Raw genomic sequence first — 13,189 nt, forward strand, 5'->3', positions numbered from 1 at the left:
GTGTTGATAGTTCCCGCCCATGACTGCCCGCCCCCCTGTTCTCGATAGCACCGCCTGGCTTCTTCTGATCGCGCTCTCGCTCGTGTGGGGCGCGTCGTTCTTCTTCGCCGAGGTGGCGCTTGCCGACCTGCCGCCGGTGACCATCGTTGCGGCCCGCATGGTGATCGGCGCGGCGGGGCTTTGGGTCATCGTCGCTATCGTTCGGGTCGTCCTTCCCCGGGATCGACGGACATGGTGTGACCTCCTGGTAATGGGGTTGCTGAACAACGCGCTGCCGTTCTGCCTGATCGTGTCGAGCCAGGTCTGGGTCACCGGCGGGTTCGCCAGTGTGCTGAATGCCACCACGCCCGTGTTCGGCGTCATCGCCGCCCACGTCTTCACCACTGATGAACGCCTCACGCCCAATCGGCTGGCGGGTGTCGTGCTGGGCTTCCTCGGCGTCGTCGTGCTGATGGGCCCGTCGATCCTTGGGAACGTCTCGGACCAGATCATCGGCGGCCTGCTGCTGATCGCTGCGGCGATCTCCTACGCGACGGCCGGTCTCTGGGGGCGGCGTCTGCGTCATCTGCCGCCGGTCAGCGCGGCAACCTGCCAGGCCAGTTGCTCGATGGTGATGCTGGTGCCGTTGGCGCTTGTCGTCGATGCGCCATGGGCGCTTCCCAACCCGTCGATCGAGGTCTGGCTCTCGCTCCTGGGTATCGGCCTGCTGTCGACCTCGCTCGCCTATCTGATGTTCTTCGCTATCCTCAAACGGGCGGGCGGCAGCAACGTCATGCTCGTGACGCTGATGGTGCCGCCCAGCGCCACCCTGCTCGGGGTGCTCGTGCTGGCCGAACCGGTCAGCACCGGGCAGCTCATCGGCATGGTCCTGATCTGTCTCGGCCTCGTCGCCATCGACGGACGCCTGCTGCGCCGGTTCCGAACGGCATGAAAACGACCGAGCGCGTCTTCTTCGGCCAGTGGGTTGCCTGGACCGGCTTCCTCATGGCGCTCTTCGCTCTGAGGGTTCGGATTCTACCGGTTCGACGTCTACCTGGGCTGGCGAAACCGAATGTCGCGCTGATCATGAGGCTCTGCGGTCTCGTCATCGACCGGATCGTCTTTGCCATGGGCTTGGGCTGCCAGGTCACGCTGTCGGGCCTGATCGCCCAGGTCGAGTTCTCACGCGCCGACTTCGCGCGCGCAATTGCGCCGATCGTCGCGATCACCCGGTTCACCTGTGCCTTCGGCCCGGGCGTCGTCGGTGTCATCGCCGATGTCGCGCACGGCTACGGCACAGCGTTGGCGCTCACCACGGCTGCGATGCTGGTTGCATCGGCGGTCCTAATCGTCGTTGGCCGGCCCCGTGCCTGAAGCGGACGGTGCTGCGGGCAGCGACCGTACATCATGAAGATGACGCGGCCCGGTTCAATGACTTCGACGCGGTGCCACGTGCTGTGCGGCATCACCATGGTCGGGTGATCGCCGTCGAGCCGCGCGATCTCGTCGGTCCTGTCATCGACCGTGATCGGGCTCGCCATCAGTTCGGGCCAGAAGCTCTCGGGCACCTCCAGCGGTTCGACCGCCCATCGCCCCTGAGATAGCTGCAGGTTCGGGCAGGATCGTGTGCCCGGGCCATGGCCGTCAGCCGAGGTCGACCGTCTCGACCCCGTGGCGTTCCAGCAGGGCCGCGATCTTCAGACGCTTCTGAATGCGGCTGACGAGCCCTGCGACATTGGTCTCGCGCGCGAACATCGCGGGGTAGTCGTGGTGCATGTAGGCCTCGGTCACGAACAGGATGTCGGCCGTGGTGAAGCTCTCGCCGCAGAGCCATGTCCGGCCGGCGATGGTCGCGTTGATCTGGGACCAGAGGTTATCGTTGTTGATCTCCGCCTGGCGCTTCACGCCGCCGATGCCGCTTTCCTCGTCCGTGTACCAGTCGGCGTGGAACCAGTTGGCGACGGCCGGATGCACCATGGAGTTGAGATAGAGCATCCACTCGTACCAGCGGGCGCGCTCGGCGCTGCCGACCGCCGGCGCGAGGCCCGTGTCGGGATGTTTGTCGGCCAGGTGCATGGCGATCGCCGAGCCCTCAATGATGACGAGATCACCGTCGACCAGCGTCGGCACGAGACCGTCGGCACGAAGCTTCAGGTAGTTCGGATCGTCGGACCGGCCATCGGGCAGGGTGATGAGATCGTAAGTGACGCCAATCTCGTCCATCGTGCCTTCGGGCACCATCGACATCGTGTAGGGCTTGCCGTAGAGGCGATACATGGCGATCTCCCGGTTGCGCAATTCCCGGAGGGTAGCCGCCCGCCCGAAGCGCCGCCAGCGAGGAGACAGTCACGATGCCCCACATCACCGCGAACGGGATCAAGATCTACGTCGAGAGCAACGGCGACCCCAAGGGTACGCCGCTCCTGATTGTGCGCGGGCTCGGCAGCCAGATCATTCACTGGCCCCGGGCGATGATCGATCGCTGGGTCGAGCAGGGCTTCTTTGTCATCACGCCCGACAACCGCGATGCCGGCCTTTCGCAGAAGTTCGACGACTTCGGTCCCATTGACGAGACCGATCTTGCCTGCAAGGCCGAGGCCGGGTTGCCGATCGACGCCCCCTACGCTGTCAGCGCTTTTGCCGATGACCATGCCGGCGTGCTCGATCACTTCGGCATCGACCGCGCACACATCTTCGGCGTCTCCATGGGCGGCATGATCGTGCAGGTGATGGCCGCGCTGCATCCCGACCGTGTCATCACCATGACGTCGGTGATGTCATCATCGGGCAATCCCGACATTCCATTGGGTTCCCCGGAGGTGCGCGAGCTTCTTCTGGCCCAGCCAGATGATCCGAACGATCGCGACTCCGTCATCGCCTTCACGCTCAGGTGCGACCGCGTCTGGGGCAGCCCCGGTTATCCCTTCGACGATGCCGAGCGCGCGGACCTGATCGGCCGCGCCTTCGACCGTTGCTGGACGCCCGAAGGCGTCAAGAGGCACTACGCCGCGGTACGGTCGAGCGGTTCGCGGGTCGAACTGCTGAAGACGATCACCGCACCCAGCCTCGTGATCCACGGTCTCGCCGATACGCTGATCCAACCCGAACACGGGCGCGACACCGTCCGCAACATCCCCGGCGCCACGCTAATCGAGATCACGGGTATGGGGCACGATCTGGAAGGCGCGTTGGGGCCGTTGATCGCCGATTACGTCGCCCGTCACGTCGAGCGGAATTCTTCGGCCTGAAAGGTCTCGAGCACCCACGCTCGGAACGCTGCGACCGGCGGCTTGCCGAGCGCCTCGGGCGGGCTGACGAAGTAGATGCCGAACTCCAGGTTGATGCTGTCGTCGCCGCAGAAGGGGCGTATCAGGTGGCCGTCATCGAGTTCGTCCGACGCCATGTCGGCGGAGACGAGGGCGACACCGCGGCCCAGCACGGCGGCCTGGACGACCAGCGGCGCACCGTCGAACCGGTCGCCGCGTGAGGCGCCGATGCCGTCGACGCCAAGCGTCTTCAGCCACATGTCCCAACCGGGCCGGATCCCCGAGCCGTAGACCCAGCTATCGTCGTGCAGCAGGTTGTGGTGGCGCAGGTCAGCCGGTTCCCTGAGAGGGTGCTCTCCTTCGTTCAGCTTCGGTGAGCACACCGGGAAGAGCTGTACGCGCGAGAGCTGGTCGATCTGCATGCCGGGATAGAGCCCACGCCCGAAGCGTAGCGCGGCATCGACATGACCGGCGCTGAGATCGACCAGTTGGTTGGAGACCGACACACGCACCTCGATTTCCGGGTGGCGCTCTTCGAAGGAGCCGAGCCGGGGCATGAGCCAGCGCGAGCCCAGCGACGGCGAGGTCGTCACCGTGAGTGTTTCGTCGTCACCCAAGCGGTCGAGCCGCGAAAGCGCCCGCTGCAGGGTCTGAAACGCCTGGGTGGTCTCGGGCAGCAGCGTGCGCCCGGCTTCAGTGAGATGAACCGCGCGTGTGCGGCGCTCGAAGAGGCGCACGCCAAGCCTGTCCTCGAGCCCGCGTATCTGATGGCTGATGGCGGCCGGCGTGACCGCGAGTTCTTCGGCCGCTGCCGTGAACGAGAGATGGCGGGCTGCAGCGTCGAAGGCGCGGAGGCCGTTCAGAGGCAGGGTCGAAAGGCGAACGTCCATGGTACCATAGTTAAGCTCATCTCATGTATATGACGAAAACTCATCGTTCGTCAACAGCTCAGGAAATTTCGATATTCTCTCTCAAGGAACACGGTACCTTGATACCACAGACAAGGAGAACTCGCATGCACCAAAGACACTCCTCGATCGCCGGCCAGCTTGTTGAAGACCGCATCTCCCGTATCTCGGCCCCGGCTGATAAGGCGCGTGGTCTGTTCTCGAGCCTGGTAGAGGCGGCAGTCCGGATCTGGCATGTGAACCGGAAGCACCGCGAAGCCCAACGGGCGCTGCGCCGGATGACGCCACAGCAGCTCGACGACAGTGTGCTGTCGCGCTCGGTCGATCCGGTCGCCTCGCCCTTCCTCACCATTTCGGGCCAGCCTCTTCACCGGGACATGCGGCGCTACCTCTGAGCCCCGATCCCGCGGTGCGCGGGGTGGAACGACAGGAGGTTCCACCCCGCCGTGATCCGCTCTGGCGTTTGGCGCCACGGTTCCGGCGGCGCCATGTTTCCCTCCCAAGGTCTTCCCTCCAGAAACGACATCTCGGCGACCGGCCCGTCGCGGCTGTGCCGTTGTTCGTCTGGTAGTACGGGTCAGCTTGCTGCGAGCGCGTCCTGGGCCTCGGCGGCCTCGTCCAGCAGCCAACCGCGAAAGGCCGCCACCTTGGGCTTGCGCGCGCTGCCCTTGGGGTAGACCAGCCAGTGCGAGAGGTTCTCGTCGGTCAGGTCACCGAACGGCATGACCAGCCTGCCGTCGTCAAGGTCGTCCTGCATGATGATCCGGCTGCCGAGCGCGATGCCGAGTCCGGCGGCAGCTGCCTCAAGCGCGAGATCGCTGGAATCGAAGAACAGCCCCCGGCTGCCGTCGATGCCCTTCACATGCAGCGCCGAGAGCCAGTAGCGCCAGTCCTCGTCGTTGGCTTCGTGCAGCAGCGTGTGGTGGCGCAGGTCTTCCGGCGACTTCAGCGGCGGATCGCGGGTCAGAAGCTCGGGGCTGCAGACCGCGATGAAACGGTCCTCGAACAGCTTGTCGGAATCCAGCCCCGGCCATGAGCCGGTACCATAACGGATGCCGCAGTCGACATCCTCGCGGTTGAAGTCGACGTTGCGCTCGGTCGTCACCATGCGCACCTCGATGTCGGGATGCTTGATCTGGAAGTCGCGCAGGCGCGGGATGAACCAGCGCACGGCGAAGGTCGGCAGCATGGTGACCGACAGCGGTCCGTGAGCGTCGTGGCTGACGATGAGATCGGTGCCGTCGGCGATCAGGTCGAAAGCCTGGCGCAGAAACGGCAGGTAGATCTCGCCTTCTTCGGTAAGCCAGAGGCCCCGTCCGTGGCGCTCGAACAGGCGCACGGCGAGACGTTCCTCGAGCGCCTTGACCTGATGGCTCACGGCCGCCTGCGTGACATTGAGCTCTTTGGCAGCGCGGGTGAACGACAGGTGCCGCGCGGCGGCCTCGAAGGCGCGCAGCGCATTCAGGGGAGGGAGTTTGCGACCGCTCATGAGCCATTAACAAAGCTTATGGCTGAGGTTACAAGATGTCGTTGGTCGATTCTGCCGTGAATCTCTATTTCCTCTTCATCGAAATGCAGATGGAACCGGCCAGAACGAGCCGGTCCACCGCAACAAACCTAAGGAGAAGTCCCATGAAGTTCCTTTTCAAGCGTGACAACACCACGAATAACAGCCGCGAGATTCGCCGCCGGGTCGAAAGCCGGCGCGAGACCGTGTCCCCCTTCGGCGCCCCGCTCAACGCGCTGAAGCCGCTGATCGACTGATGCCCCCCGGATCCAAACCTGCCGGTCAACGTGGGGCGGACGCCGGGAGGAATGGACTTGGGAAAGGCAGAGACCCGCAAGGGTCTCCGCCTTTCCTGTGTCTGGTGTCACCGGTTGCACCGCAGCATGACCACATCTCTCGGCCGTGACAAACACCGATGGATGCAGGGTGCCCCCGCCCGGTCCGCGGCCAGATCATCGAGGAGACCAGCCGTGAAGTTCCTGTTCAAACGCCGCGAAGACCCCCAACACCAATCACCAGGTCCGACATCGCATCGTCGGGCGCGCTTGCCTCCGTGGCCATCGCCGTGCTCCTCGGCGACGACGTCGAAACCATGTTCACGATCTTGAGCGAGGCCGTTCAGCAGGCGATCGAGAGCGGCGACTGAACAGCGACAGCCGCTTCTTGCTGCTCCGATTCGACCATGTCACAATAAGAATGTTTCGCCGCCTGACGCCGTTTTTGCGCAGGACCCTGACGTGATCTTTTTGTCTCTTCCCCACGATGCCCGCCTCGGTCACCTCCTGGCCGAGCGTGACGTACTGATCGCTGATGGGGCGACAGGCACCAATCTCTTCGCCCGCGGCCTGGAGACCGGTGATGCGCCGGAGCTCTGGAACGTCGACCATCCCGACCGGGTGCTCGACCACCACCGGTGCATGGTCGAGGCCGAAGCCGACATCATCCTGACCAACAGCTTCGGCGGCACACGCAACCGGCTCAAGCTGCATCAGGCACACGACAGGGTGACTGAGCTCAATTTGGCGGCGGCCCGGCTGGCTCGCCAGATTGCCGATGCTGCCGATCATCCCGTTCTGGTCTCGGGATCGATGGGACCCACGGGCGAGATCATGGTGCCGGTCGGCGAGCTGACGCACGAGGAGGCCACGGCGGCCTTCGGCGAACAGGCCGCGGCGCTCGCCGAGGGCGGCGCCGACATGATTTGGATCGAGACCATGAGCTCCGAGGAGGAAGCGCGTGCCGCGATCGAAGGGTCGGAATCGTCGGGTTTGCCGATCGTTTGCACCATGACCTTCGACACCAATGGCCGCACCATGATGGGTGTGACGCCTGAGGGCGCCGCGAACTTCTTCGGCGCGAGCCAGCCCAGGCTTGCCGCCTGCGGTGCCAACTGCGGCAACGGCTTCGGCGAACTGGTCGCCGCCGTTGCGGGCATCGGCGCGGCCTGCGAGGCCGATCGTGTGCTGATCGCCAAGGCCAACTGCGGACTGCCGGAGTATGTCGATGGGGAGATCCGCTACTCGGGCACGCCCGAGATCATGCGGACCTATGCCCGGCTCGCGCGCGATGCCGGTGCCCGCATCATCGGCGGTTGCTGCGGCTCCACACCCGAACACGTCGCGGCCATGGCCGACGAGCTGCGGGGCTATGTGCCAGGCGAACGCCCGGATCTTGCGGTGATCGAGTCCGTCCTCGGCCTCAACCGCGTGGCGCCGCCGCCCGACGCCGAAGGACGCAAGCGCCGATCACGCCGCCGGACCTGACTGCTGCAGCGCAACATTTCTCCAGATCCTTTGTGACCCCATAGTTGCGGCGGGCGAGCGGATCGCTATGGTGCGCCGCACAATCCGCGAACCCTGGAGCGCACCGTGTCTGATCCGCTTGATGCCCTCACCGTCGGTCGGTCCGACAGCTACACCCGTACCGTCACCGAAGCCGACATCGTGCTGTTCGCCGGCGTCTCAGGCGACGACAACCCGGTCCACCTCAACGAGCCCTGGGCGGCCCAGACCATGTTCAAGGGCCGCATCGCCCACGGCATGCTCTCGGCGGGTTACATCTCAACCGTCATCGGCACCCGCCTGCCCGGTCCGGGTTCAATCTACATGAGCCAGAATCTCAAGTTCAAGGCGCCGGTCCGCATCGGCGACACCGTGACGGCGACCGTCACCGTGCGCGAGATCAACACCGAGAAGCGCCGCCTGACGCTCGACACCGTCTGCACCGTCGGCGAGGCCGTCGTGATTGACGGCGAAGCCATGGTGATGCTGCCGAAGCCGTCGGCGTAGCCGACGGTGTCTTTGTTTGTTGGTCTAGCCTTGGTCGCCGAGTGGAGCGAGGGCCGGCGCGTGAGGCCAAACAAACAAAAATGATGCTGCCCGGCGTCTGAGAAGCTACGACACCAGCCATGCGTATCCTCCGGCATCCTGCTTCGACCCCGGCCGATCTTCGTGGTGCTGTCATGGCACTCGGCAACTTCGACGGCGTGCACCGCGGGCACCAGAGTGTCATTGCGCTGGCCCAGGCGATCGCGAAGGCCGAGGGTACACTGTCCGGCGTCGTCACCTTCGAGCCGCATCCGCGCAGCTTCTTCGGCGGTGACACCTCGCCCTTTCGTCTGACGCCCTTCCGCCAGAAGGCCCGCCTGCTCGCGGGCCTGGGCCTCGACCTCATGGTGAACCTCACCTTCGGCCCCATGATTGCAGGCCGGCTGGCTCAGGAGTTCGTCTCCGAGGATCTGCTCGACGGGCTTGGCGTGCGCCATGTCGTCACCGGTCCCGGCTTCGTCTTCGGCAAGGGCCGACGCGGCAACGGCCAGGTGCTTGCCCGCATGGCTGAGCGCGAGGGCTTCGGCTACACTGAGTCTCCGATCTTCCATCACGATGACAAGAAGGTGTCCTCGACCGAGGTGCGCGTGTTGCTGCGTCGCGGCCAGGTCGGCGCGGCGGCCCGGCTGATGGGTCATCCTTGGGAGTACGAGGCCCGTGTCCAGTCCGGCCACCAGCGCGGCCGCGAAATGGGCTTCCCCACCGCCAACCAGGCGCTCGATGGCACGCTCCACCCCGGCCCCGGCATCTACGCCGTGCGCGCCGGCATCGTGGAGGGCATGACGACCACCTGGCACGACGGCGCTGCCTACATCGGCACCCGCCCCACCTTCCAGGGCGAAACCGTGCTGCTCGAAACCAACCTCTTCGACTTCTCCGGCAACCTTTACGGCAAACGCCTGCGCGTCGCGATGTTCGAACGCGTGCGCAAGGACATGACCTTCCGCGGCATGGAGGCTCTTGCCACGCAAATGGGGGAAGACTGCGCCAAGGCACGGGACGTGCTGGCGGGGCTCAGGGACCGGAGCGCTGAATCCTGCGGGCGTATGGCGGATGCTGGCGCCTCGCTCCACCTCGACATCCCCTCGCCCCGGTGCTAGACATCGCGCCGTGCAAGCCCAGCGAAGCATAGGGATGGCCCCGCGAATCATCGACCCGAACCGCGACTGAGGGCCGGGCGCTGCGACGTGTCCCTCTTTTGCTTCCCGACTGCCGGATAACACTCCCGCCGGATAACACGCCCAATGACTGCCGACTACAAGTCGACCCTGTTTCTGCCCGAAACCGACTTCCCCATGCGCGCGTGCCTTCCCGAGCTCGAGCCCGAGATCCTGGCGCGCTGGGCGAAGAACGATCTCTATCGCCAGCTGCGCGAGGACTCGAAGGGGCGCAAGAAGTTCATCCTTCACGACGGCCCTCCTTACGCGAACGGCCATCTCCACATCGGCCACGCGCTCAACAAGATCCTCAAAGACGTCATCAACCGCTCCCAGCAGATGCTGGGCAAGGACGCGAACTACGTGCCCGGCTGGGACTGCCACGGCCTGCCGATCGAGTGGAAGATCGAGGAGCAGTATCGTGCGATCGGCAAGGACAAGGACGAGATCGACATCGTCAAGTTCCGCCGCGAGTGCCGCGAGTTCGCCGACCACTGGATCGACGTGCAGCGCGAGGAGTTCAAGCGGCTGGGCGTGATCGGCGACTGGGATGACCCTTATCTCACCATGGCTTATCCGGCCGAGGCGCAGATCGTGCGCGAGTTGGGCAAGTTCCTGATGTCGGGCGAGCTCTATCGTGGCTCCAAGCCCGTCATGTGGTCCTGCATCGAGAAGACCGCGCTGGCCGAGGCCGAGGTCGAGTATCACGAACACAAGTCTCCCACGATCGACGTCGCCTTCCCGGTTGTGTCGACGCCCACCCCGGCGCTCGAGCGCGCGCATGTCGTGATCTGGACGACGACGCCCTGGACCATCCCCGGCAACCGCGCGATCGCCTATGGCAAGGGGTTCGATTACCGTCTGATCGAGGTGACCGAGGTCGGCGAGAAGTCGGGTGCGGCGGTCGGCCAGAAGATCGTTCTGGTGGCCGAACTGATGGCGGACGCCCTGGCACGCTGCCAGATCACCGGTCACACGGAACTCGGACGCATCACCAGCGACCAGCTCGCCGGCACGGTGACACGCCATCCGTTCCGGGGCCAGGGTTACGATTTCGATGTGCCGTTGCTCGAAGGCGGCCACGTCACCACCGAACAGGGCACGGGCTTCGTCCATATCGCGCCGGGCCACGGTGCGGATGACTGGGTGCTCGGCATGGCGAACGGCATCGAGGTGCCGCACACCGTGGGCGAGGACGGCAGCTATTTCGAGGATGTGTCGCTCTTTGCCGGCGCGCGTGTCCTGACGCCGGAGGGCAAGGACGGTGACGCCAACGGGCGGGTCATCAAGGCGCTGATCGAGTCGGGCTGCCTGCTCGGCAAGGGCAGCCTGCGCCACAGCTATCCGCATTCCTGGCGTTCGAAAGCCCCGCTGATCTTCCGCAACACGAGCCAGTGGTTCGTCTCGATGGAGGAGAAGGGTCTGCGGGAGACGGCGCTGAAGGCAATCGACGACACCCGCTGGGTACCGCGCTCTGGCCACGCCCGCATCCGGGGCATGATCGAGACCCGGCCCGACTGGGTCCTGTCCCGTCAAAGGGCATGGGGCGTGCCGATCGCCGTCTTCGTCCACAAGAAGACAGGTGAGGTGCTGCGCGACCAGGCGGTGATCGACCGCATCGCCGACGCCGTGGAAGAGGAGGGCGCCGATGTCTGGTTCGCTGACGACCCCCAGCGGTTCCTGGGCAACGAGTACGAGGCCGACGACTACGAGCAGGTTCACGACATCCTTGATGTCTGGTTCGACTCCGGTTCGACCCACGCCTTCTGCTTGGATCAGCGCGAGAACCTGCAGTGGCCGGCCTCGCTTTATCTCGAGGGGTCCGACCAGCATCGCGGCTGGTTCCATTCGTCGCTGCTGGAAAGCTGCGGCACGCGTGGTCGCGCGCCCTATGACGCGGTGCTGACCCATGGCTTCGTCATGGACGGCGAAGGTCGCAAGATGTCGAAGTCGCTCGGCAACGTGGTCGCCCCCCAGGAGGTGATCGAGCAGTACGGTGCCGACATCCTGCGCGTATGGGTGGTCTCAGCCGACTACAGCGAGGATCTCCGGATCAGTCAGGAGATCGTGAAGCACCAGGCCGACAGTTATCGCCGGCTGCGCAACACGCTGCGCTTCCTGCTGGGCAACCTTGCCAATTTCTCCGAGGAGGAGCGGCTTGATGCCGTGGACATGCCGGAGCTGGAGCGCTGGATGCTGCACCGGCTCGTGGAGCTCGATCGCCAGATCCGGCAGAACTGCGACGACTTCGATTTCCACGCCATGTTCGTGGCGCTGCACAACTTCTGCGCCACGGATCTGTCGGCCTTCTACTTCGACATTCGCAAGGATGCTCTCTACTGCGATCCCGCGAATGCGCCGCGCCGCCGCGCCTGCCGTACGGTGCTCGACACGCTGTTCTCGTGCCTGACGTCCTGGCTTGCGCCGATCATCTGCTTCACCGCCGAGGAGGCCTGGCTGCAGCGCTTCCCGGATGAGACCGACAGCGTGCATCGCCGTACCTTCCCCGACGTGCCCGAGGACTGGCGCGACGACGCGCTGGCCGCGAAGTGGCAGACCGTGCGCCGCCTGCGCCGTGTGGTGACCGGCGCGCTTGAGGTCGAACGCCGCGCGAAGCGCATCGGTGCCAGCCTCCAGGCCCATCCCCATGTTTACGCCACGGCGTCCGATATCGCCGCGATGGAGGGCGTCGATCTCGCCGAGATCGTGATCGCGTCGCAGGCGACGCTGATCGAGGGCGAGGGGCCGGCCGACGCCTTCCGGCTCGACGATGTCGCCGGCATCTCAGTCGTTGCGGAGTATGCCGACGGGGCGCGCTGCGAACGATGCTGGATGGTGCTCGAGGAGGTCGGCTCGGATCCGATCATGAACGATCTCTGCCTTCGCTGCGTCGGCGCGGTCGCCGAGATTGCCGACGTATCGGAGGTCAGGTCCTGACAGGCCGCCGCCTCTTCGTCCTCGGTCTTGCCGTGCTGGCGGTCACGCTGGTGGCTGACCAGGTCTCGAAGCTCATCCTGATTGACGTCATGGAGGCGAACGCCTTCCGTCCGATCGAGATCACCGGTTTCTTCAACCTCGTGATGGTGTGGAACCGGGGTGTGAGTTTCGGGATGCTCGGCGGCGGCGAGGAGACCACGCGATGGCTTCTGACTATCTTCGCCGTCGTCGTGGCCTGCGCACTTGTGGTCTGGATGCGCCGACAGGAGTTGCGGCGGCAGGTGATCGCCATCGGACTGGTTGCGGGCGGGGCGCTGGGCAATGCCATCGACCGGGTGGTGTACGGCGCCGTTGCCGACTTCTTCGACGTCCACGTTTCTGGCTGGAGTTGGCCCGCCTTCAACATCGCCGATTCCGCGATCACGGTCGGTGTCGTGATCCTCGTGATCGACGCCTTGTTGACGTCAAGAAGCAGTCGTAAGGTGGTGCCATGATACGATATGCTCTCGTTTTGCCGTTGTGCGCTGCGGGTCTGATCCTGCTGGGCGGCTGCAGCAGTGTCCGCGACTCCCTGGGACTGGATACAAAGGCACCTGACGAGTTCAACGTTGTCTCCCGGGCACCGCTTGCCATGCCCGCGACGCTCGGATCGCTGCCTGAACCCGAGCCCGGTGCGCCGCGGCCGCAGGAGGTCCAGCCGAGCGCCCAGGCGCAGTATGCGTTGTTCGGCCGTCTGGTCGGCGGCGGCAGCTTCAGCAACGGTCAGGAGTACCTGATCGCCTCCGCGGAGACCAATGCGCTCGAACCCTCCGGTGCCGTCGTCTCCGAGTACAGCCTTGAATCGGATCTGCCGACAGCGATCAGCCCGGCCATTCGCACCACGGTCGACGAAGAGCACGAGCACATTCTCAACGATTCGACTTGGCTCGAGGATATCAATCCCGTGACCGAGTACGGCGATCCGACAGAGGTCCTGATCGACGTGCAGCGCGAGCGCGAGCGTATCCAGGCCCAGGCGGCGCGGGGCGCGCCGATCAACGAGGGCCAGTTCGAGGCCTACATCGTTGTCGAAGAGGAAAAGGCGCTGCTCGAGGACCTCTTCTAGGCT

13 protein-coding genes are annotated in these 13,189 nt (G+C 65.2%); 10 read left to right on the forward strand and 3 right to left on the reverse strand.

From position 1 onward, the window contains the following. Positions 1-19 precede the first annotated feature (19 nt). Positions 20-931 (forward strand): DMT family transporter, encoded by a 912-nt coding sequence (locus GDA49_11785; protein MBC6441062.1) that lies wholly within the window; start codon positions 20-22, stop codon positions 929-931. After that, complete coding sequence (locus tag GDA49_11790; GenBank protein ID MBC6441063.1) at positions 928-1,353, forward strand: hypothetical protein; 426 nt, start codon at positions 928-930, stop codon at positions 1,351-1,353. Before GDA49_11785 ends, GDA49_11790 begins: the two co-directional genes overlap by 4 nt. 270 nt (positions 1,354-1,623) lie before the next feature. On the opposite strand, the gene GDA49_11795 is transcribed toward GDA49_11790, so the two are convergent. Beyond that, a complete protein-coding gene (locus GDA49_11795; GenBank protein ID MBC6441064.1) occupies positions 1,624-2,256 on the reverse strand; it encodes a glutathione S-transferase family protein in 633 nt (210 codons plus the stop codon). Between the two features lie 74 nt (positions 2,257-2,330). Between GDA49_11795 and GDA49_11800 the strand changes: the two genes are divergently transcribed. Then, positions 2,331-3,227: an alpha/beta hydrolase gene (locus GDA49_11800; protein ID MBC6441065.1), complete on the forward strand. Its 897-nt coding sequence runs from the start codon at positions 2,331-2,333 to the stop codon at positions 3,225-3,227. Here the strand turns inward: GDA49_11800 and gcvA (GDA49_11805) are convergent. Beyond that, positions 3,200-4,135, reverse strand: a complete 936-nt coding sequence (gene gcvA / locus GDA49_11805) for a transcriptional regulator GcvA (protein ID MBC6441066.1) — start codon at positions 4,133-4,135, stop codon at positions 3,200-3,202. The genes GDA49_11800 and gcvA (GDA49_11805) overlap by 28 nt on opposite strands. Positions 4,136-4,260: 125 nt before the next feature. Here gcvA (GDA49_11805) and GDA49_11810 point away from each other — a divergent pair, with 125 nt between their 5' ends. Further along, a complete protein-coding gene (locus tag GDA49_11810) occupies positions 4,261-4,548 on the forward strand; it encodes a hypothetical protein (GenBank protein ID MBC6441067.1) in 288 nt (95 codons plus the stop codon). A 182-nt stretch (positions 4,549-4,730) separates the two neighbouring features. Here GDA49_11810 and gcvA (GDA49_11815) read toward each other — a convergent pair whose 3' ends face one another. After that, positions 4,731-5,642, reverse strand: a complete 912-nt coding sequence (gene gcvA / locus GDA49_11815; GenBank protein ID MBC6441068.1) for a transcriptional regulator GcvA — start codon at positions 5,640-5,642, stop codon at positions 4,731-4,733. Between the two features lie 764 nt (positions 5,643-6,406). Between gcvA (GDA49_11815) and bmt the strand changes: the two genes are divergently transcribed. The 6 genes from bmt (at position 6,407) to GDA49_11845 (ending at position 13,186) form a co-directional block, all read left to right on the forward strand. Then, complete coding sequence (bmt, locus tag GDA49_11820) at positions 6,407-7,423, forward strand: betaine--homocysteine S-methyltransferase (GenBank protein MBC6441069.1); 1,017 nt, start codon at positions 6,407-6,409, stop codon at positions 7,421-7,423. A 93-nt stretch (positions 7,424-7,516) separates the two neighbouring features. Next, the gene (locus GDA49_11825) at positions 7,517-7,948 is read left to right on the forward strand and encodes a MaoC family dehydratase (GenBank protein MBC6441070.1); all 432 of its coding nucleotides are present in this window, start codon (positions 7,517-7,519) and stop codon (positions 7,946-7,948) included. A gap of 119 nt (positions 7,949-8,067) precedes the next feature. Beyond that, positions 8,068-9,087, forward strand: coding sequence for a bifunctional riboflavin kinase/FAD synthetase (locus tag GDA49_11830; protein MBC6441071.1), 1,020 nt, complete (start codon positions 8,068-8,070; stop codon positions 9,085-9,087). A 144-nt stretch (positions 9,088-9,231) separates the two neighbouring features. Then, positions 9,232-12,081 (forward strand): isoleucine--tRNA ligase, encoded by a 2,850-nt coding sequence (locus GDA49_11835; protein MBC6441072.1) that lies wholly within the window; start codon positions 9,232-9,234, stop codon positions 12,079-12,081. Further along, complete coding sequence (gene lspA / locus GDA49_11840) at positions 11,970-12,575, forward strand: signal peptidase II (protein ID MBC6441073.1); 606 nt, start codon at positions 11,970-11,972, stop codon at positions 12,573-12,575. The genes GDA49_11835 and lspA overlap by 112 nt, the downstream gene beginning before the upstream one ends. Continuing rightward, positions 12,572-13,186: a DUF3035 domain-containing protein gene (locus GDA49_11845; protein ID MBC6441074.1), complete on the forward strand. Its 615-nt coding sequence runs from the start codon at positions 12,572-12,574 to the stop codon at positions 13,184-13,186. Before lspA ends, GDA49_11845 begins: the two co-directional genes overlap by 4 nt. The last annotated feature ends 3 nt before the right edge of the window (positions 13,187-13,189 follow it).

The sequence above is a fragment of the Rhodospirillales bacterium genome (assembly GCA_014323865.1).
Taxonomy (GTDB): domain Bacteria; phylum Pseudomonadota; class Alphaproteobacteria; order SP197; family SP197; genus SP197.